This is a genomic window from Rhodococcus sp. IEGM1428 (assembly GCF_050321865.1).
In the GTDB taxonomy this organism is placed as follows: Bacteria; Actinomycetota; Actinomycetes; order Mycobacteriales; family Mycobacteriaceae; genus Rhodococcoides.
In genome coordinates, this window is record NZ_JBNQFW010000001.1 from 1,554,103 (window position 1) to 1,574,469 (window position 20,367).

Genomic DNA, 20,367 nt, shown 5'->3' on the forward strand with positions numbered 1-20,367 from the left:
GTATGGGTTCTCCGAACGACAACACGAGTACCTCGACCGGTGCAGCGTCGCCGAGAGGCCGAACCATCGACATCGATGCGGTGGCCGACTCGGTCCGAGCGAACGAGCGATCCGGTCTGGCGCGTGCCATCACCCTGGTCGAGTCGACTCGATCGGATCATCGAGACCTTGCTCAGCAGTTGCTTCTTCGGGTTCTGCCCGATGCAGGTGGTTCCCATCGCGTCGGAATCACCGGCGTGCCGGGGGTCGGCAAATCGACCTTCATCGACGCGCTCGGAATGCGGTTGATCGAGAAGGGGCACCGGGTCGCGGTGCTGGCCGTCGATCCGTCGTCGACGCGGACCGGTGGTTCGATCCTGGGTGACAAGACCCGGATGTCGCGATTGGCGGTGCAGGAGAACGCGTACATTCGGCCGTCTCCGACGTCGGGAACTCTGGGCGGGGTCGCACGTGCGACCCGAGAGACCATCGTCCTGCTCGAAGCAGCCGGTTTCGACGTGATCCTGGTCGAGACGGTGGGCGTCGGACAGTCGGAGGTGACGGTCGCCAATATGGTCGACTGCTTCACGTTCCTGACGCTTGCGCGCACCGGAGATCAGTTGCAGGGCATCAAGAAGGGTGTTCTCGAACTCGCTGATCTGGTGGCCGTCAACAAGGCCGACGGCAAGCACGCGACCGATGCGAAGAACGCGGCGCGGGAGTTGGCGGGCGCGTTGCGGCTGATCTATCCGCACGATGCGATCTGGAAGCCCCCGGTGTTGACGATGAGTGCCATCGAGGGCACCGGGCTCGACGAGTACTGGGATACAGTGCTGCGCCATCGGCAAGTACTTAGTGACGCAGGCGAATTCGCAGAGAAGCGTCGCAAGCAGCAGGTCGATTGGACGTGGACGATGGTCAACGATCAGCTGCTGCGCCGGCTGGCGCAGAATCCCTCCGTCAAGGCCATCCGCAGCGACGTCGAGGCCCGGGTGCGCGACGGTTCCCTGACCGCCGCGCTCGCGGCGCAGGAGCTACTCGACGCGTTCGATTCCTGAATCTGCGTCGGCCGCCGGCGTCGCGGGATAGAGCCGGGCGGCGAGAGCTCCGACACGATCGATCAAGCGGTCGAAGAACGCCTCCGGATCGGTGTGCGTCGCGACCGCGACGTTCGCGTCCCTGCCCCACATTCCGCGCCAGTCCGCGACTGTGGTTCCGCGCGTGAGGGTTCCGACGAGTTCGACGTCGACGGTCGCGTGTCGGTAGGTGGCGATATCCGCGTCCAGCGCGACAGCGGCCGCGAACGGATCGTGCATGTGCGCCAGGAATCCTTGATCGTGATCGCGATGAAATTCCATGTAGAACCGCACCGCGTCGGAGAAGTGCCGCACGATCGGATTCGACGCGGTCGACCGGATACCTGGTGCATCGTCGGGCGAGATCACCTCGCCCGGAGAGCTTCCGGCCCGTTCGGCAAGCCGCCGGACGTGTTCCGGCGTCATCTCGATGGTCTCGGTGACGTCGAGCGCGCAGACGATGGGGCGACGCTCGGCAGGTAGTCCGGAGAAGGCCGCGAACACCTCCGCGGCTGCCTCCGGGTCCACCGCGATGTTCCATTCGCTGGTAGGTGTGGTGTTGCCCTGGTGTTGGAAGGCTCCGCCCATCAGCACCAGACGCTTCAACAGTCGAGGAAGCTCGGGGTCACGCCGGATCGCCAGCGCGAGATTGGTCAGTGGACCGGTGACGAGACCGGTGATCTCGCCCGGACGCGACCGGACCAGCTCGATCCACATCGTGGTGGCGTCTCGCTCCGACAGCGACCGCGACGAGGCCGGTAGTTCCGCGTAGCCGATGCCCTGCGGCCCATGAGTGTCCTCGGTGGTCATCAGCGGTGCCACGAGCGGCACCTGCGCACCGAGGGAAACCTCGACATCACTCGCGCGGCACAGGTCGAGCCAGGCCAGATTGTTCGCCGCCACTTGGTTCACCGGCACATTGCCCGCGGTGGATGCGATACCGAGGATCTCGGCATCCTCGCTGGCGAGCAGATAGAGCAGGGCGAGCGAGTCGTCGATCCCGGTGTCGACGTCGACGATCAGTGGCACCGTCATGCGGCCACCTGCGTGGTCGGGGTGTGGCGAACCGGAAAATTGACCGAACGTGCAATGAAGCACTTCGACGACGCGGATGCGTGCAGGTTTTCGGCGCGGGCCACCATCGACGGGTCGGCCACGCTCACGACCGGGGCCAGGGTGACTTCGACGAACTGCCCGGACCCGTCGGATTGCTCCGTCATTACCCCGGTGGGGGAGTCGATGTAGCCGGTGACGGTCACGCCCGATGCGGCGGCCAGTCCGAGATACCAGAGCATGTGGAAACTCGACAGCGAGGCCACGAGGAGCTCCTCGGGATTCCAGCGCTCTGCATCTCCGCGGAAGCTGGGATCGGAACTTGCTGCGAGGTCAGGTTTGCCTGGAGCCGAGACAATGTGGTCGCGGTCGTAGCAGGAGGCGCCCGAGGTGCCCTCGCCGCGGTTGCCCGTCCAGTTCACTGTGAGTCCGTAGTTGTGGTTCGGCACGAGTCCATCGTGCCAGTACCGGGCGGGGGGGCGACGATCCACCTCGCCCCCCGATGTCCGGATCGACCGTATTGCCCCAATTGTCAAGGGGGCCAGGCAAAACGGATCACTCGACCACCGACCTGGTGAAACCTGGACCGATGTCGCTTTTTGTCGTGTTCGTTGTTTGATCTGCGGTCATTCCCCTGGCTAACGTTGCAGCAATGACGGTTGCGCAAGGTCCAGAATCTCCCGAGTCGTCACCCCGACAATCGCGATGGGGACATCGGCATGTCCAACTCCTCCGACGTGACGCGTTCTCCCATCGGATGCGGAGAAAGCCGGCGCTGTCGGAGGAGAGCATCACCGTCGTCGATCAACCGATGCTCAAACGCGCGGTGTCGGCTGCGGCCCTCGGCAACACGATGGAATGGTTCGACTTCGGTGTCTACGGCTACCTGGCGGCGACGCTGGGCAAGGTGTTCTATCCCGACGCCACGCCCGCGGTTCAGCTCATCTCGACGTTCGCCACGTTCGCCGCAGCATTCGTGGTTCGGCCACTGGGCGGCCTGTTCTTCGGCCCGTTGGGGGACCGAATCGGTCGGCAGAAGGTGCTCGCCGCCACGATGATCATGATGGCCATCGGCACCCTGGCCGTCGGACTCATCCCCAGCTACGCGACCATCGGAATCTGGGCACCGATTCTCCTTCTCGTCGCACGCTTGGTTCAAGGCTTCTCCACCGGCGGTGAGTACGGCGGTGCCACGACCTTCATCGCCGAGTACTCCCCGGACAAACGACGTGGCTTCCTCGGTAGTTGGCTCGACTTCGGCACCTTCGTCGGGTACGCGATGGGCTCCGGCCTGGTGACGATCCTCAACGCGGTGCTGGGCGAGGCCTCGATGGTCGAATGGGGCTGGCGCATACCGTTCTTCGTTGCCGGCCCGATGGGGCTCATCGGGCTGTATCTACGTCTCAAGCTCGAGGACACTCCCGCATTCCGTAAGCAACTCGACGAACACGACAGCAAGGTGAAAGCGCAGGAGAGTGCACGGAGGTCGGTGGGGAAGATCTTCACCGATCACTGGCGGGCTCTGCTGATCTGCATGGGAATCGTGCTCTTGTACAACGTGACCAATTACATGGTGACGTCGTACCTTCCGACGTACTTCACCGAAGTTGTCGGACGTAGTCAGCTCAGTGCCGACTTGCTCGTGCTTTCGGCGATGATCGTCGTGGTGAGCATCATCGTGCTCGTGGGCAGACTCACCGACAGGATCGGCCGCAAACCGGTATTCGTGTTCGGCGCCGTCGGACAGATCGTTCTGGCCGTACCGTGTTTTCTTCTGCTGCGTGGCAGCGGATGGGTCGGGCCGCTCGTCGCGTGCCTCCTGCTCGGCCTCGTACTGGCGTGTTTCGCGGCACCGAGCGCATCGACGCTACCGGCCCTGTTTCCCACCCGGATTCGCTACGCCGCGCTCTCGATCGGGTTCAATCTGTCGGTCTCCATCTTCGGCGGAACGACGCCCCTGGTGACGTCGGCCCTGGTCAGTGCAACCGGCAGTCCGATGATTCCTGCCTACTACCTCATCGTGAGCGGCGTCATCGGACTCATTGCAGTCGGTTTCCTGCGCGAATCCGCCACGCAACCGCTCGACGGGTCTCCGCCGCAGGTGGATTCGACGGAGGAAGCCAAGGAGCTCTACACCGAGGCATCGGCTTTGGCCGGACGACCTTGACTCTGACCCTGACGAGACAGAGGGCACGTTACAACCAGAGCGCCTCGTCGGCTCCCCATGGGCGTGCTGGAAACGGGTAGTCGGCGTAGTCGTCGAACACCGGGCGCGCTGCCGTGACGCGACCGTTCGTGATCACACAGTCCGGTGTCGGGGTCTCGACCGGACCGTGATCGGGATCCCGTCCGGGTGATTCGAGCAACCAGGCGGCCGTCCGGGCCAGGGACACCTCGACGGTGGTGGCCGACCCGAATCCGGATGCACGATCGGCCAGCTCCGAGACGATTCCAGCAGCGAGCAGGTACCCGCTCGCGTGGTCCAGCGCCTGGGCCGGCAGGCGCCCGAGTTCTCCACCACTACCTTCGAGTACCGAGATGCCGGTGGCAGCCTGGACGAGACTGTCGAAGCCACGCCGTCCCGACCATGGCCCGCGAGTTCCCCAGGCACTGACCCGTCCGTGCAGGACGTCCGCTCGGTGTTCGAGTCCGAAGCGCTCGAGAGCGCCCGGGCGGTACCCGGTACCAGGACATCGGCGAATTCGAGCAGTCGGTTCACCACTGCACGTCCGTCACGCGTGTTCATATCCACCGTCGCCGAACGCTTCCCCTGCCCATTTTCCAGGTGCTGCCAGGTGATTTCGGGGCGGTGGGGCGGATCGACGCGAAGCACCTCGGCACCGAACAGGGCGAGCGCGCGGGTGGCCACCGGTCCGGCGATGACGCGGGTCAGATCCAGTACCCGCACTCCGGCGAGCGGAGCAGCCGTAGTCCCTCGGAATTCGGGAACTCGATACGTGGCAGAGCCCGTGTCGTCCGAACGCGCGATCACCGGGCCGGACCCGGCCGCAGTTCCTGCAGGCTCAGCGGACCACTGGTCTTCGGTGCGGACCTGCACTGCCAGAGCGCCGTTCTGTGCGCACGACCATTCGAGATCTGCAGCGGCGATACCCGCCACCCGAGCCGCGAATTCATCTGTGCCGCACACTTCGTCGAGACCGACTGTCTCGAGTAGCGCGGTCCGGTGGTGCGGATAGTTCGCGTGAGTTCTCACCCAGCCGTCGGACACGCGGAAGAAGCCGGACAGATCTGCGAACGGCTGCACCTGTGCTCCGTCGAGGCGCAGCATCGAGTCACCCATGAACGATGCCGCTATCCGCTCCGCCGACGCGGTCGGGCCCGCGCCGGTGGGGGACGGTCCGAGAACACCCCGCAGCCTGCCGACTGCGGTACCGAGGGCACCGACCGACTCGGCAGCGATGGTCGCCACCGGCAGTGTCGCCGCGAGCCATGCACTCACGGGCGCAGGCCCCGTGCCGATGGGACTGCTGTTCCCGACATCAGTTCCGCTTGGCCCAGATCTCCATTCCGGCCGCGTTGAGACGGTCGATGAGCACGTCGCCGATCGCGGTGGCCGGAGTCAGAACTCCACTGGCCTTCGGCAATGCATCGCCACCGAGCACCAGCGCCAGCGCCGATTCCCCGAGCATCACCGCGGTTGCCTTGTAGCCGGGGTCGCCCGACGCCTTGATCCGGGCCCGGTAGCGAGCACCCGAGGTGGTGAGGGTGTACAGGTCGACGGTGAAATGCCCCTTCTCGCGGGCTTTCTCGCTTGGACCGGTTCCTGGCTTGGGCAAGATGCGGTCGAGGACCTTACCCGGCAATACCGTCATGGCGGACACTCCGACGAACAGCCCTGCCGAGAGCGCCCCGGCGAGGACCGGACTGGCGAACGACGACCCGACGCTCATCACTTCGCTGTAGCGGAACTGCTTGCCGTAGGCCCAATCACGAAGTGCATTGCTGCGCCGGACGACGCGTGTGTTGTACGAGGCCATCACGAACGGTGCTTTCCATCCGCGCAGGCTCGGGTCGATCTTCTTACCGTCGATCAGGACGGTGTCGAGTTGACGGCCGAGCTGCGGCTCCAGGCCACGGTCCGGGCTGAGTGAGTACGGTCGAGCGGCGATCCTTCGTGCCCGCTTGTCCTTCTTCATCGCCTCGATCTGTCCTCGCAGCGAGTCGATGGTGCCGCCGCTGACTCCACCGGACATCGAGGTGACCACCAGCGTCGTGTCGGTGAGTTCGCCTGCGTTGTCGGCCGTGACGGCCTCGTACAGGGCGTGCACACCGATGTCGGACGGGACGGAATCGAATCCACACGAGTGGACGATGCGTGCTCCGGTGCGCTGAGCGATCTCGTGATTGGCGTCGATGCTCTCGCGGGCGAACAGAACCTCGCCGGTGAGGTCGACGTAGTCCGTGCCGGCTTCGGCGCAGGCCGTTGCCAGCGCCAAGCCGTACTTCGCGTAGGGGCCGACCGTGGTGATGACGACCTTGGTGGACCGGGCCATGGTGTTCAGCGACGCGACGTCGGTGGCGTCGGCCTCGAGTGCGGACCAGTGTGCGGCCTTCGGTCCGAGTTCCTTCTGCGCAGCGTGTACCCGTGCGGTCGAACGACCGGCCAGAGCGATGCGTGTGCCGGCCGGAGCGTGCTCGGCAAGGTACTTCGCCGTCAGTTTCCCGACGAAGCCGGTGGCTCCGTAGACGACGATGTCGTAGGTGCGATCGGGGCCGATGGTCGAGTCCGAAGCAGGCGAGTTCATAGCAGCGACACTAACGCGGTTGCCGCACCGAGTCGAAGCGCCGTCAGTTGGTCCAGGTGTGTACGGGCTCTCCGGAGTTCATCTGCGTGACGTAGTCGCCCAGCATTCCGGCGAGGGCACGATCCCGCTTGTCGCCTGCCCGTTCGCGGGCGACGACCGAGTTTCGCTGCCAGACCGACCCGGACTGCTTCGCCAGGCACCGCGCTTCGATCACGCCGAGGTACCGGTCGCGCACGGCCGTGTCCACGCCGTAGGCGGCCAATCCTGCATCGGCCATCGGCAGCAGCCGCCGCAACACCAGTTCCTGTGGACTGACCCAGCCGACCTCGGGCCAGTACAGCATCGAATCGAAGCCGCCGCGTGCGGCGGAGTGCACGTTCTCCTCCGCAGCGTCGAACGACATCTGCGACCACAACGGTCGATCGGCATCCGCCAGTGCTCGCACCGTGCCGTAGTAGAACGCGGCATCGGCGAGGGTATCCACCACCGACGGTCCGGCCGGGAGGACGCGGTTCTCGAGCCGGATGTGGTGACCGTCGCCGGACCGGTCGTAGATCGGACGGTTCCACCGGTAGACGGTTCCGTTGTGCATGCGCAGCTCGGACAGCGACGGCGTCTTTCCCTCGGCCAGCGCAGCCTTGGGGTCCTCCTCGCTGCAGACGGGCAGTAACGCCGGGAAGTAGCGCGAATTCTCCTCGAACAGATCGAAGATCGACGTGATCCACCGTTCTCCGAACCACACCCGTGGCCGAACACCCTGATTCTTGAGTTCCTGCGGCCTCGTGTCGGTGGCCTGCTCGAACAACGGAATACGGGTCTCGTGCCACAGCGCGCGACCGGCGAAGAACGGCGAGTTGGCGGCAAGGGCCACCTGAACTCCCGAGAGTGCCTGCGCCGCATTCCAATACGACGCGAACTCGTCGGGCGCGACCTGCAGATGCAACTGAACAGAGGTGCACGCCGCCTCGGGAAGGATGGTGTCGGTGACGATGTCCAAGTCCTCGGTAGCGGCGGCACCGGGCAGTCGAACACCACCGATCTTCAGTTCGATGTCCTCGCCTCTTGCGGCGAATATCTGTTGGTTGAGCAGGTCGTAGCGAGGATTGGCCGACAGCCAGCGGTGCTGAAAGTGTTCTTCGTCCAAGGTCGGGAGCATGCCGATCATGGCGAGACGGCTACCCGAGGTGCGGGCGCGTTCGTCCGCTGCGTTCAGCGAGCGCCGCAGGTCCTCTTCCAGTTCTGCGATGGATGCACCACGCAACGGCCGGGGATCGACGTTGATCTCGATGTTGAACTGGCCGAGTTCGGTCTGGTAGTCGGGATCGGCGATGGCGTCGAGCACGGCGGCGTTGGCCATCGAAGGTGCCATGTCGTCGTCGACGAGATTGAGCTCGATCTCCATGCCGATCTGCGGCTCACCGACGTGGAAGGTCTCGTCGGCCAGCATGATCGCCAAGGCGTCGAGACAGTCCTGAACTTTCTGACGAAACTCGTGTCGATCCTGCCTGGTGAACTTACGACGCTCGACGTCCTCGCCCATGGTGACCCGCCTATCGGTACGTGAAGAAGGGCCGATCGCTCACACGTAACGGCTTTTCGAGTATCGCAGCCCGTCTTCGCGCTGGGGCACGCACACCGAAATTACTCCACAGTCGAAGGCCGACATCACCACGGTGACGGTTGGTAGTCCTTGAGGAACGAGCCGTACAGATCGGTTCCCAGCTCTCCCTGCACGATCGGGTCGTACACCCGAGCCGCACCGTCCACCAGGTCGAGCGGAGCGTGGAATCCCTCGTCGGCCAGCCTCATCTTGGTGGGGTGCGGGCGCTCGTCGGTGATCCAGCCGGTGTCGACGGCGGTCATCAGAATTCCGCTCTCGAGCATCTCCTTCGCGCTGGTTCGCGTCAGCATGTTCAGCGCGGCCTTGGCCATGTTGGTGTGGGGATGGCCCGGTCCCTTGTATGCGCGTCCGAACTGGCCCTCCATGGCCGAGACGTTGACGACGTACTTGCGTCGCGCGTCCGAGGCCTCCATTGCCGGACGCAGACGCGACACGAGAATGAACGGGGCAACAGAATTGCACAGCTGCACTTCGAGCAACTCGACCGGGTCGACCTGCTCGACGGTGTGGATCCAGCTGTTCGTCTCGGCCAGGTCGGGCACCAGACCGCCTGCATCGATAGCGAGCCCACTCTCGATTCGCTCGGCCGTCACCGAGCCCGCGACCATGGCGAGCGAGGCCACGTCGTCCGCACTCAGTACTGCGGCCGGCTGCCCGCCGAGCGCCGTTGCCGGCAGCGAACTCGCGAGCGACGCAGGGTGGGCATCACTGGTCTTGCCGAACGTGATGCGCTCGGGGCCCGCCCCGTCGGCCAAGGCGGCCGGCAGAGGCTCGGCTTCGGCGTCGGCCAGTGCGCTGTACGAACCGGGGGAGCGCTTGACGGTCTGTGCGGCATTGTTGATCAGAATGTCCAGCGGTCCCTCCGCCGCAACCGAATCGGCAAGAGCCACAACCTGAGCCGGATCGCGCAAATCGATCCCGACGACACGAAGACGATGCAGCCACTGGTCGCTGTCGTCCATCGCAGCGAATCGCCGAACCGCATCGTTGGGGAAGCGGGTGGTGATGGTCGTGTGTGCACCGTCCCGAAGCAGTCGAAGCGCGATGTACATCCCGATCTTCGCCCGACCTCCGGTCAACAACGCGCGTCGTCCGGATAGGTCCGTCCGCGCGTTGCGCTTACCGCGATTGAGCGCCGCGCACTCCGGGCAGAGCTGGTGGTAGAACGAGTCGACATCGGTGTAGCGCTGCTTGCAGATGTAGCAGGGACGAGCCTTGATCAGCGTGCCCGCGATGTCGCCCTCGGCGCGCGAGGTGAGCGAAAGACCCGCAGTCTCGTCGTCGATGCGGTCCGGCGATCCGGTTGCGGTTGCAGCGACGACGGCACGGTCGGCGGCATTGACGGCATTACGCGCGGCGACGCGTCGGGCACGCTTGAGATCTTTGAACATGGCACCGGAGGCACGTTGAACGGCAATGGAATCAGGATGATTCTTGTCCAATTCGGCGGCCTGCTGCAGCACCCTTAGGCACGTCTCCAGATCGGTGGGGTCGATCGAGTCCATCGTCAATCTCCTAGCATCTGCCCGGTCGAGCCGAACGAGGCGAGTGGAGAACGAAAAAGACCCCGATTCCGAAGAATCAGGGTCCGTTTCGTCTGTCTCAACTCAGATCTTTGAAAATCTTTGTCTGCCTACATCTTTCAGACGGTGTCCGAGGGGGGACTTGAACCCCCACGTCCGTTAATAGGACACTAGCACCTCAAGCTAGCGCGTCTGCCATTCCGCCACTCGGACCAGCGCGACTGGTGTCGCACGTTTCAACCTTGCATTCACAACCGGCCGCTGTGCGCTGCGTTAGATTATCCGACGGGTTCCCGATAACCCAAATCCGCACGTCAGTTCCTGTCCGACGGCGTTCGCCGGTGGTGCCCACAGCGGATTCTGGTGGTAGGAACAACGGTGTGCCCAACGAAGTGAGCAACCCCGGACATCGCACCACCGACAACCCCACCGTCGCCCTCGACGAAGTCGTGGATCTGGTCAGTTCCCTCATTCGATTCGATACGTCGAACACCGGAGAACTCGAGACCACGGTCGGCGAGAAGGAATGCGCCGAGTGGGTGGCGAGCAAGCTCGAGGAGGTGGGGTACGAGACCGAGTACGTCGAATCCGGTGCTCCCGGCCGTGGCAACGTGTTCGCCTGGTTGCGCGGAGCGGACTCCTCGCGCGGTGCCCTACTGGTCCACGGCCACCTGGACGTCGTGCCGGCCGAGCCGGCCGATTGGAGCGTGCATCCGTTCTCCGGCGCCGTCGAGGACGGGTACGTGTGGGGTCGTGGTGCGGTCGACATGAAGGACATGGTCGGTATGGCCCTTGCGCTGGCCCGGCAATTCAAATCGACCGGAACCGTGCCGCCGCGCGACATCCTCTTCGCGTTCCTCGCCGACGAGGAGGCGGGTGGCAAGTACGGATCGCATTGGCTGGTCGACAATCGACCCGACCTGTTCGAGGGCGTCACCGAGGCAGTCGGCGAAGTCGGCGGGTTCTCGCTGACCGTCGCTCGGCCGGACGGCACCGAGAAGCGGCTCTACATGGTCGAGACGGCGGAGAAGAGCCTGGCGTGGATGAGGCTCACCGCCAAGGCCCGCGCCGGCCACGGATCGTTCCTGCACGACGACAACGCCGTGACGTACCTGGCCGAGGCCGTCGCCAAACTCGGCAATCACACGTTTCCGTTGGTCCTCACCGAATCGGTGTCGCAGTTCCTGCACGCGGTCTCCGAGGAGTCCGGCCTCGACTTCGACCCCACCTCGCCGGATATCGACGGCACCCTGCTCAAACTCGGCAGCATCGCGCGCATCGTCGGAGCAACCCTGCGTGACACCGCGAACCCCACGATGCTCTCGGCCGGATACAAGGCCAACGTGATTCCGCAGACCGCGACGGCGGTAGTGGATTGCCGGGTGCTGCCCGGGCGGCAGGCGGCCTTCGAGAAGGAGGTCGACGAGTTGATCGGCCCCAACGTCGAACGGGAATGGATCACCAAGCTCGAACCCTACGAGACCACGTTCGACGGTGACCTCGTCGATGCGATGAACGAGGCCGTCCTCGCGCACGATCCGAACGGCCGAACTGTTCCGTACATGCTGTCCGGGGGTACCGATGCAAAGGCGTTCGCGCGCATCGGGATTCGTTGCTTCGGCTTCGCTCCGTTGAAGCTGCCACCGGAGCTGGATTTCGCGGCGTTGTTTCACGGCATCGACGAACGAGTACCCGTGGAGTCGTTGGAGTTCGGTACACAGGTACTGGAACACTTCTTGATGCACAGCTGACATGAAAGGAACCATCGTGGCGTACAACCCATACGACTCGCTTCCGGACCTCCCGTCCTTCGAGTTGACGTCCGAGGACGTCGAGGACGGCCAGGCGTTGGCCGCTCAGCAGGTCAGCGGAATCATGGGAGCCGGTGGGCACGACAACTCTCCGCAGCTGTCCTGGTCCGGCTTCCCCGAGGGAACCAAAAGCTTCGCTGTCACCGTCTACGATCCCGACGCTCCCACTGCGTCCGGATTCTGGCATTGGGCAGTGGCGAACATCCCCGTCGAGACGACGTCACTGGTGTCGGGCGCAGGCGACGACGGCGGCACCGGAGTGCCCAGCACCGCGGTGACGCTGAAGAACGACGCGGGCCTGTTCCGCTACATCGGTGCGGCTCCGCCGGCGGGTCATGGACCGCACCGGTACTTCATCGCCGTCCATGCGGTGGACGTCGAGCGGCTCGAAGTGGACGAGACGGCCACCCCGGCCTACCTCGGTTTCAATCTGTTCTCGCACGCCATCGGGCGTGCGGTCATCACCGGCACCTACGAGGCCTGACCTCGGCCCTGTCGTGCGCGTTTTGCGTAGCTCCAGCTACGCAAAACGCGCACAAGGGGATCAGGGCCTGTTCGCCGAACCCACGGCGTCGGCGATCGTGGCGAACCCGTTCTGTTCCAGGCGCGCCGACAGTCCCCGGTGAATGCCCTTGATCCACAGCGGGCCGCCGTAGATGAAGCCCGTGTAGCCCTGCACCAAGGAAGCTCCTGCGGTGATGCGCTCCCAGGCCTGCGCCTCGGTCTCGATTCCCCCGACCGAGATCAACGTCAGCTGCGTACCCACTCGGCGGTAGAGACGACGCAGCACCTCGAGTGACCGCTCTGCCAGCGGTGCGCCGGACAGGCCTCCAGCTCCCATTTCGGCAACCAGTTCCACATCGCTGCGCAGGTTCGCGCGCGAGATCGTCGTATTGGTGGCCACGATGCCGTCGAGACCGAGTTCGACGGCCAGGTCGGCCACGGCATCGATATCCTCGTCGGAGAGGTCAGGGGCAATCTTGACCAGCACCGGCACGGACACCACCGACTGCACCGCCGCCAGGATCGGGCGCAGTGATTCGACGGCCTGCAGGTCGCGGAGCCCCGGGGTGTTGGGTGAACTCACGTTGACGACGACAAAATCCGCCAGCGGCCCCAGCAGTCGAGCACTGGCGGTGTAGTCCGCAGCAGCATCGGCGGGCTCTACGATCTTCGTCTTGCCGATGTTGGCACCGATCGGGATCCGGGTGCGCCTCGAGCGCAATCGCTGGGCGGCATGTTCTGCGCCGTGGTTGTTGAACCCCATGCGGTTGACGATGGCGCGGTCGAGGGGCAAACGAAACAATCGAGGCGTCGGATTACCCGGTTGTCCCTGCGCCGTCACGGTGCCGATCTCGGCGAACCCGAACCCGATGGGTTCCCAGGAGTCGATGCCGTCGGCGTTCTTGTCGAAGCCGGCCGCGAGGCCCAGCGGAGCTGGGAAGTCGACGCCGAACACCGTCGAGCGCAGGCGCGGGTCGCCGGCCGCGAACGACTTCTCGGCCAGATGGCGCAGCGGCGGTACGACAGCCACCGCGCGGAGTACACCGAACGCCAGGTGGTGTATCCGCTCCGGTGGCACGAGGAACATCAGGCGCAACAGGGCGCGGTACAGACGGTCTCCCACGGTCTTCTTTCCGATCGATAAGGCTCGGTAGACATGCTGAGGTAGAACTTCCACTGCGGTCGAACGGTACTGCTGTGACGATCAGATTCCGGGTTCCGGGATGTGATGCGCAGTCTTCTTCCGCTTGAGCAGAACACGCCGGCTACCGTCGGTGTACAGGCGAACCCGCGACAGTTCCCAGCCGCCGAACTCCGCTTGGATCGCCAGCCTCATCGACGCCGTGACCCGAGTGACGTCCGGGGGCAGCCGCAGCGGAACGTACTCCCAGTCGTCGGATGGGGACACTTCCCAGCCGACGGGCATCTTGGCTCGGCCCGGTGTCGAACTCTCGTGTGCGTTCACGTGCCTCCTTGACGACCCGAGGACGGGATGCGCTGCAGCCCGTCGCCGGTTGCCGATCCGATGTACAGATCGCCGGTGTTGTTGTCGACGGCAATCGAGTCAGGCTGCCGCACAGTGGCCAACCGCTCGGTCTCGACGGGAATTCCGGTATCGAGTGTGTATCCGACCACCTCGTTGAGGGCGGGCAACGTCACCCACGCGACGCCGGACTGTTCATCGTAGGCGATCGCCCAGGGCTTCGACCCGACCGGAAACCGTTGCCGCATGAGCAGGTCGTGCGAGGTGAAGACGAGCAACTCCGTGCCGGTCGAATCGGTGACCAGAAGCCGCCCGAATTCGTCGCTGGTCATCTCCGCAGCACCTTCGCCGGCCCGCAGAGCCACTCCGAGGGTGCCGTCGTCCAGATTCAGATCGGTCACCGACGTTTGTCGGCGATCGAGAACGGAGACGCCCTTGGGCGTACTGGCGAGCGCATCGGCAGAGGTGACACTGCCCCCGGAGACCGTACGGGTCACCTGTCCGCTCGCGTCGAGGACGCGGATCGTGCCGGTGTCGTCGCCGACAGCTGTGGTGCCGTCGGGCAGGTCGGCAGCCGACAGGGCATTCGATTCGACGGCCAGATCGGTGCGCTGCCCGTCCGCGACGTCGATCCTTGCCACCGAACCGTTCAGGGGAACCAGGACGGTCGAATCCCGACCGGCAACCAGTTCGGCTCCGGCAGAGCCCAGGTCGATCACCCGCGTCTGCGCCGCCGCGTCGTTGCCGACCAGACTCACCGAGGTCGACGAGTCGGTGAGCGCAGCGAGCGTCCGGGTGACAGGATCGAAGGTGAGCGCGCTGACGGGCGCAAAGTCGGTGACGATTCCGGCAGGAGTCACAGTCGTCGCGGGGGACTGGGCCGGTGGCTGCGGTTCGACCGAAATCTCGTCGGCATTCTCGTCGTCGCTCGAACACCCGCTCACCGACAACACTGTGACCACGGCGAGTGCGGATGCAACTGCCGCTCGAACCGTACGAGCCGACGGTGTTCGCATGGAACCGAACCTACTTCCTTGGTGGCACTGCCCTGTTGTGGCGATGCCACATCTGTACCAGCGTGCGACGATCCCGGTGAAATCGACCGTGCCGGATCGGGTGTCGACCGGCCGTGCCGGGCGAGGCGGTAGCGTGATCGTCCGAGGTGAGTGCACGACATGGGAGTGGACGTGGAATCCGAGGAAGCACACTTCGTCGTCGAAGAAGTGAATGCCGGAACGCATGCGAACGGTTTCGGGCACACCGACGACGGTCGGGCGTTTGCGTTCAGAGTGCACCGCAGCACGCTGTACGTGGAGATCTACCGAGCCGACGTCCGATCCCCGGTGCCGGATCGGTCCGAGGTCGAAGCGGTTTCCGAACACTCGGTCACAGAGATCGATCTGACCGACGAACGCAGCATCATCGGTGTCGTGCGTGACGCGGTCGCACATGCACAGCAGCTGTCCGATGCGTCACAGCGAGACACGACGGCAGTCCGAGCCTTCTTCAATCGGGTCAACTCCGTGCTCGAGGGTTTCTGACTCGACGGGGAAGGACCAGTTGTTCGCCGGTGTCGGGGTGATCGAAGACGTCGACGGGGTGTCCGTACACGCGAGCGAGCAACTCCGAGGTCAGCACCTCGCGCGGCGGACCGACGGCAACGAGTGAACCCGAGTCGAGTATCGCAACGCGATCGGCGTACGCCGCTGCGAGACCGAGATCGTGCAACACGACGACGACGGCGCGGCCCGCGGCTGCGAGGGAGCGCACCACAGCCATGACGGACTCCTGATGTCCGAGGTCGAGTGCGGCGGTGGGCTCGTCGAGCATGACCGTCGCGGTGTCCTGTGCGATCACCCGTGCCAGCGCAACCCGAGCCTGTTCACCCCCGGACAACGACGCGAACGGTCGACGCGCGAAGCCCGAGACGTCGCACGCAGCCATCGCGGACTCGACCCGAACATCGTCGTTGCGTGCCTCGGCCGTTCCCACCCAGGGGGCACGGCCCATCCGGACGATCTGTTCGGCCGTGAAGGCGAATCCGACAGTGTGGTGCTGCGGGAGCACCGCGCGTCTTCTGGCCAGATCGAGGGACCGGTACGACTGGGTTCCGAGTGGGCTCGGTGATTCCGAAGCCACCACCACCGATCCGGTACCGGGCTCGGTGTCACCCGACAGGACCGAGAGCAGCGTCGACTTTCCTGCGCCGTTGGGCCCTACGAGCGCCAGAATCTCGCCGGCGACGACGTCGAGGTGGACGTCGTCGAGCACCCTTCTCTCGCCCAGCCGCGCACTGACTCCGCGAGCGACGATCGTGTTCGAGCCCGGGATCGGGGCAGCAGGAATGTCGTTGCTAACCCGGCCGAATCGCCGCATCACGCCCAACCGCCTTGCCGAGCGCGAGTGCGACGAAGCAGCCAGAAGAAGAACGGCGCGCCGGCCAGGGAGGTCACCATGCCAAGCGGTAGGTCGACGTTCGCGACGAGGGTGCGCGTGACGAGGTCGGCAGCGAGCAACACGATGGCTCCCGCGAGCGCGCTGGCCGGAATGAGCACGCGATGTGATGGGCCGAGCACCATCCGCATCGCATGGGGAACGACCAGGCCCACGAACAGGATTATTCCGGTGAACGCGACACCGGATGCGACGAGCAGGGCGACGATCACGATGGCGAATTGTCTGAGACGCTCGACGTTCACTCCGAGATGACGCGCCACGTTCTCCCCGAGCGCCAACAGATCGAGTCGGCGAGCGATCACCAGCGAGGCTGCGATCCCAAGCACCGCCAGTGGAGCGACCACGGCCACCGACTGCCACGTTGCGCCCGCCAAGGACCCCAGTTGCCAGAACACGATCTGATCCCTGGCAGCGGGACTGGCGACGAAGGTGAAGAAGGCGATCACACCGCCTGCAAAGGCATTGACTGCGACGCCGGTGAGGATGAGGGTCACCACCTCGGTGCGGCCGGCGTTGCGCGCCAGGAAATACACCGCGATCGTGGTGATCAGCCCGCCGACGAACGCGGCCAGAGCCACACTCCAGACCCCGGCGAAGCTACCACCGAGGACGATGACCGAACTGGCACCGACGGCTGCTCCCGAGGACACTCCCACGACGCCTGGCTCGGCCAGAGGATTCGCGAACACACCCTGCAGCAGTGCGCCCGCGCACCCGAGACATGCGCCGACGAACACTGCGAGGGTCAATCGAGGAAATCGGACCTGCCACAACGTCACCTCGCCGCTGGGGTGAGCGGGCATCGGACCGATGTCGAGACCGACCCGATGGGCGAGGCTTCCCAGCACTTCCAACGGCGACGTCGGCACTTGCCCGACGACGGCAGAGACCAGCGCCAGGGCAACCAACGCCACGACCGATACGCCGAACGTCGCGACGACCCGGCGTGTGTCCGTTCGCGCCCCGATCGGTGATGCCTCGGTCATGACGGCGGGTCGTACACGGCTGTGGACAGTGCTCGCAGCACCTTGCCGGTGTTGGGGCCGAAACTGAGAATGGTGCCGTCGTCCATGTCCACCACGCGGCGTTCTCGACCGGCCGGAGTCTGTGCGATTCCTGGAATCTGCTCGAGTCCCTCGATACCGCCGATCGACTGCAGTCCTTTTGTCATCATCAGGATGACGTCGGGTGCCGCGGCGATGAGTGCCTCGCTCGTCACCGGCACGAATTGTTCGGTCAGACCGGATTGGACACCCGCGTCCGTCGCCCCGAGCGCCTCGATCAGCGCGTCTGCACCCGAGCCGGGACCGGCGAGCATCTTGATCGCCGGACCACGCATGTAGAGAAACGCGATCTTCAGCGGTACGTCAGATGTCGGGGTGTCGTCGGCAGCTGCAGCGATCTCGGCGTTCGCGCGTTCGGCGAGAGCGCGGCCGGCGTCGGGTACACCGAGTGCGGCGGCAACGGCTTCGATCTGGTCGGCGACCCCGGTCAACGTTCGGGTCGGGTCGAAGTACACGACGGGAATGCCCGCGGCGCGGATCTGGTCCTGCACAGCGCGCGGACCGATGCTGGTGTCGGTGAGTACGACGGTGGGCGAGAGCGCCAGGATTCCCTCGGCGCTCAACGAGTGGCCGGTGGGGGTGACATCGGGCACGTCCTGTGCCGCCGGAAACGCCGCCGATGTGTCGCGTCCGACCAGTTTGTCACCGAGTCCCAGTGCGAAGACCGTCTCGGCCAACGTGCCGTACTGGTCGGCAGCGACGATGCGGCTGTTGTCGGTCACCGTGACGGCGACGCCGTCGAATCCGGTCACGGTGGCGGGTAGCACCGCTGCCGGGTTCTCGGCGACCGGTTCCGGATTCGGGTCTTCGACGGCGGCGGTGCGGGGGCCGAATGTGCCGGTGGGCCCGGCGTCGGGCGTGGTCGCCGAGCAGGCGGCCGACAGTGCGGCGACGACAAGCACGGCCGCGAGGCGTTCGACGATCACCACCGAAGGTTAGCCTGTCCGATGTTTCTGGTCGCCCCCGACGTTCCTCGGTGAGAACGATTCGACCGATCAGGCGCTGACGTCGTCCAGGGCGGACGCAATCGCCGGCGGCAGTTCGAGTTCTTCGGCCATCAATGCGCCCATCAGCTGAGCAAGATCGCGGGCACCCACGATAGCGCTGCTCACACCCGGACGATCCCGAGCCCATGCGAGCGCTACGACGAGGGGAGAGGTCGCGAGCCCGTCGGCAGCGGTGACGGCAGCGTCGACGATGCTGACAGCTGAGTCGGTCAGGTAGGACAGCACTGATTCGGCGTGCACCTCGTCGGCACCGCGTGAGTCTGCAGGAATTCCGTTGCGATACTTGCCCGTCAGCACGCCGCCCGCGAGGGGAATGGCGGCCAGGACGCCGATGCCGTGGTGATGTGCTGCAGGAACCAACTCGTCCTCGATCCCGCGGGCAAGCAGGGAGTATTCCGCCTGCGTGGCCACGATCCGACCGGTATCGGCAGCTCCCGCTGCCGTTGCCAACTGCCAGCCGAGGTAGCCGCGGGCACCGGTGTAGCGCACCCGTCCGCTGGTGACGGCATAGTCGAGCGTCGCCGCGACCTCGTCGACAGGCGTCATCGGGTCCCAGGCCGCGACCTGCCACAAGTCGAGATAGTCCGTTCCGAGCTCTCGCAGCGTGGCGTCCAGCTGTCCGAGGAGACCGCGTCGTGAGCAGTCGACGTCGTACCGGCCGTGGCGCGGGTTCAGTCCCGCTGCACTGCTGATCACCAGTTCGTGCCGGGGGACCACGTCGTCGAGCAATTCGGCGAGTACTCGCTGCGCACGACCGTCCCCGTACGCCGGTGACGTATCGACCAGGGTGCCGCCGGCCTCGGCGAACGCCGACAGCTGTGCTGCGGCATCGTCACCGTCGGTTCCGCTGCCCCAGCCGAGGGTGCCGAGGCCGAGTCTGGAGACCCGAAGTCCGCTGGTGCCGACCGATCTCTGCTTCATATGTGCCGAATGTCCTTTTACGTGTGATCGTCGGTGTCCAACTGCACTGCCGCCAGTGCACAGTAGTGCGCCCTGCCGCTGTCTGTGAATGTGCCGCGCCGCGTCGCTCGGCTCGGTACGAACCTGCCTCGCCGGGTACGGTCGTGCCCGTGAATCGCGAATTCAGGGGGCGTGCCGTCGGCCGCGCATCGGTAACGAACAGTCCGTCCACTTCCATATCGGAGATGTCGATGTCGGAGCGGGGTGCCGCATGATCGACATGACGTGGCTGCAGGCGATCATTCTCGGTGCAGTGCAGGGCCTGACGGAGTTCCTACCTATTTCGTCGTCGGGGCACCTCCGCATCGTGTCCGGAGTGTTCTGGAACGAGGACGCGGGTGCCTCGTTCACCGCCGTGACTCAACTCGGCACCGAAGCAGCTGTGCTGCTGTTCTTCTGGCGCGACATCGTCAGGATCGTCAAAGCCTGGTTCGTCGGACTGACGAAGAAGGACGAACGCGGTCTCGATTACCGGATGGGCTGGTACGTGATCATCGCCACCATTCCCATCGGCGTTCTCGGATTGCTGTTCAAGGATCAGATCCGAACCGGTGCCCGCAACCTGTATCTCATCGCGTTCATGCTCATAGCGTTCGCCATCGTCATCGCGGTCGCGGAGAAGGTCGGCCGCAAGGAACGTCCGATCGAGAAGCTGACCACCCGCGACGGCATCGTGATGGGTCTGGCGCAGTGTCTGGCGTTGATTCCCGGAGTGTCTCGCTCCGGCGCGACAACCAGCGCCGGCCTGTTTCTCGGCCTCGAACGCGAGGCAGCAGTGCGATTCTCGTTTCTGCTCGCCATTCCGGCGGTGACCGCCTCCGGATTGTTCTCGCTGCCCGACGCCTTCGAACCGGTCGGCACGGGACTGGCCGCGTCCGGCCCGCAGTTGCTGGTGGCAACCGTCATCGCCTTCGGCCTCGGCTACGCCTCGATTGCCTGGCTGCTCAAATTCGTCGCGAACCACTCGCTGTACTGGTTCGTCGGGTACCGCATCGTGCTCGGCGTCGTGGTGCTCGGTCTGCTGGCCGGCGGAGTCGTATCGGCTACCTGAGCCCCACTAGGC

18 protein-coding genes, 1 tRNA gene and 2 pseudogenes are annotated in these 20,367 nt (G+C 65.2%); 6 read left to right on the forward strand and 15 right to left on the reverse strand.

The genetic code is table 11. The features are described from left to right. Positions 1 to 2: 2 nt before the first annotated feature. On the forward strand, positions 3 to 1,037 hold the full coding sequence (gene meaB, locus ACQR3T_RS07270) for a methylmalonyl Co-A mutase-associated GTPase MeaB (RefSeq protein ID WP_428692871.1): 1,035 nt from the start codon (positions 3 to 5) through the stop codon (positions 1,035 to 1,037). Here the strand turns inward: meaB and ACQR3T_RS07275 are convergent. Next, positions 1,014 to 2,090: a nucleoside hydrolase gene (locus ACQR3T_RS07275; protein WP_428692872.1), complete on the reverse strand. Its 1,077-nt coding sequence runs from the start codon at positions 2,088 to 2,090 to the stop codon at positions 1,014 to 1,016. The two genes, meaB and ACQR3T_RS07275, sit on opposite strands and share 24 nt — an antisense overlap. Then, positions 2,087 to 2,557: an OsmC family protein gene (locus tag ACQR3T_RS07280; protein ID WP_428692873.1), complete on the reverse strand. Its 471-nt coding sequence runs from the start codon at positions 2,555 to 2,557 to the stop codon at positions 2,087 to 2,089. Before ACQR3T_RS07280 ends, ACQR3T_RS07275 begins: the two co-directional genes overlap by 4 nt. Positions 2,558 to 2,865: 308 nt before the next feature. Between ACQR3T_RS07280 and proP the strand changes: the two genes are divergently transcribed. Further along, on the forward strand, positions 2,866 to 4,275 hold the full coding sequence (gene proP / locus ACQR3T_RS07285) for a glycine betaine/L-proline transporter ProP (RefSeq protein WP_230594580.1): 1,410 nt from the start codon (positions 2,866 to 2,868) through the stop codon (positions 4,273 to 4,275). Positions 4,276 to 4,525: 250 nt separating this feature from the next. Here proP and ACQR3T_RS07290 read toward each other — a convergent pair. The 6 genes and pseudogenes from ACQR3T_RS07290 to ACQR3T_RS07315 form a co-directional block, all read right to left on the reverse strand. Next, positions 4,526 to 4,810 (reverse strand): annotated as a pseudogene (locus ACQR3T_RS07290) (CoA transferase); the annotation flags it as partial. Positions 4,811 to 4,851: 41 nt separating this feature from the next. Then, a pseudogene (locus ACQR3T_RS07295) lies at positions 4,852 to 5,409 on the reverse strand (CoA transferase); the annotation flags it as partial. A 199-nt stretch (positions 5,410 to 5,608) separates the two neighbouring features. Next, entirely contained in the window at positions 5,609 to 6,874 is a 1,266-nt protein-coding gene (locus tag ACQR3T_RS07300) for a saccharopine dehydrogenase family protein (RefSeq protein WP_428692874.1), read from the reverse strand. 43 nt (positions 6,875 to 6,917) lie between these two features. Continuing rightward, the gene (locus tag ACQR3T_RS07305) at positions 6,918 to 8,414 is read right to left on the reverse strand and encodes a glutamate-cysteine ligase family protein (protein ID WP_428692875.1); all 1,497 of its coding nucleotides are present in this window, start codon (positions 8,412 to 8,414) and stop codon (positions 6,918 to 6,920) included. Between the two features lie 125 nt (positions 8,415 to 8,539). Continuing rightward, on the reverse strand, positions 8,540 to 10,000 hold the full coding sequence (locus tag ACQR3T_RS07310) for an SDR family NAD(P)-dependent oxidoreductase (protein WP_032377862.1): 1,461 nt from the start codon (positions 9,998 to 10,000) through the stop codon (positions 8,540 to 8,542). A gap of 145 nt (positions 10,001 to 10,145) precedes the next feature. Beyond that, a tRNA-Leu gene (locus tag ACQR3T_RS07315) sits at positions 10,146 to 10,231 on the reverse strand. Between the two features lie 179 nt (positions 10,232 to 10,410). Between ACQR3T_RS07315 and ACQR3T_RS07320 the strand changes: the two genes are divergently transcribed. Together ACQR3T_RS07320 and ACQR3T_RS07325 are read left to right on the forward strand one after the other, a co-directional pair. Further along, positions 10,411 to 11,769 carry a M20/M25/M40 family metallo-hydrolase gene (locus ACQR3T_RS07320; protein ID WP_428693081.1) on the forward strand — a complete coding sequence of 453 codons (1,359 nt, stop codon included), beginning with the start codon at positions 10,411 to 10,413 and terminating at the stop codon, positions 11,767 to 11,769. Between the two features lies 1 nt (position 11,770). Further along, on the forward strand, positions 11,771 to 12,313 hold the full coding sequence (locus ACQR3T_RS07325) for a YbhB/YbcL family Raf kinase inhibitor-like protein (RefSeq protein ID WP_428692876.1): 543 nt from the start codon (positions 11,771 to 11,773) through the stop codon (positions 12,311 to 12,313). 60 nt (positions 12,314 to 12,373) lie between these two features. On the opposite strand, the gene ACQR3T_RS07330 is transcribed toward ACQR3T_RS07325, so the two are convergent. The 3 genes from ACQR3T_RS07330 to ACQR3T_RS07340 all read right to left on the reverse strand — a co-directional run bounded on the left by ACQR3T_RS07330 (position 12,374) and on the right by ACQR3T_RS07340 (position 14,832). Beyond that, the gene (locus ACQR3T_RS07330; RefSeq protein ID WP_428693082.1) at positions 12,374 to 13,444 is read right to left on the reverse strand and encodes a quinone-dependent dihydroorotate dehydrogenase; all 1,071 of its coding nucleotides are present in this window, start codon (positions 13,442 to 13,444) and stop codon (positions 12,374 to 12,376) included. A 93-nt stretch (positions 13,445 to 13,537) separates the two neighbouring features. After that, positions 13,538 to 13,759, reverse strand: coding sequence for a DUF5703 family protein (locus ACQR3T_RS07335; protein WP_032377864.1), 222 nt, complete (start codon positions 13,757 to 13,759; stop codon positions 13,538 to 13,540). Positions 13,760 to 13,794: 35 nt separating this feature from the next. Further along, entirely contained in the window at positions 13,795 to 14,832 is a 1,038-nt protein-coding gene (locus tag ACQR3T_RS07340) for a YncE family protein (protein ID WP_428692877.1), read from the reverse strand. A 159-nt stretch (positions 14,833 to 14,991) separates the two neighbouring features. On the opposite strand from ACQR3T_RS07340, the gene ACQR3T_RS07345 reads away from it, so the two are divergent. Continuing rightward, on the forward strand, positions 14,992 to 15,357 hold the full coding sequence (locus ACQR3T_RS07345) for a hypothetical protein (RefSeq protein WP_032377866.1): 366 nt from the start codon (positions 14,992 to 14,994) through the stop codon (positions 15,355 to 15,357). On the opposite strand, the gene ACQR3T_RS07350 is transcribed toward ACQR3T_RS07345, so the two are convergent. The 4 genes from ACQR3T_RS07350 to ACQR3T_RS07365 all read right to left on the reverse strand — a co-directional run bounded on the left by ACQR3T_RS07350 (position 15,332) and on the right by ACQR3T_RS07365 (position 19,265). Beyond that, entirely contained in the window at positions 15,332 to 16,192 is an 861-nt protein-coding gene (locus ACQR3T_RS07350; RefSeq protein WP_428693083.1) for a heme ABC transporter ATP-binding protein, read from the reverse strand. The genes ACQR3T_RS07345 and ACQR3T_RS07350 overlap by 26 nt on opposite strands. Next, complete coding sequence (locus tag ACQR3T_RS07355; protein ID WP_032377867.1) at positions 16,192 to 17,259, reverse strand: FecCD family ABC transporter permease; 1,068 nt, start codon at positions 17,257 to 17,259, stop codon at positions 16,192 to 16,194. Before ACQR3T_RS07355 ends, ACQR3T_RS07350 begins: the two co-directional genes overlap by 1 nt. Continuing rightward, entirely contained in the window at positions 17,256 to 18,260 is a 1,005-nt protein-coding gene (locus tag ACQR3T_RS07360) for a heme/hemin ABC transporter substrate-binding protein (protein ID WP_032378486.1), read from the reverse strand. Before ACQR3T_RS07360 ends, ACQR3T_RS07355 begins: the two co-directional genes overlap by 4 nt. A gap of 72 nt (positions 18,261 to 18,332) precedes the next feature. Beyond that, positions 18,333 to 19,265, reverse strand: a complete 933-nt coding sequence (locus ACQR3T_RS07365; protein ID WP_032377868.1) for an aldo/keto reductase — start codon at positions 19,263 to 19,265, stop codon at positions 18,333 to 18,335. Positions 19,266 to 19,524: 259 nt separating this feature from the next. Between ACQR3T_RS07365 and ACQR3T_RS07370 the strand changes: the two genes are divergently transcribed. Then, entirely contained in the window at positions 19,525 to 20,355 is an 831-nt protein-coding gene (locus tag ACQR3T_RS07370; protein ID WP_032378487.1) for an undecaprenyl-diphosphate phosphatase, read from the forward strand. The last annotated feature ends 12 nt before the right edge of the window (positions 20,356 to 20,367 follow it).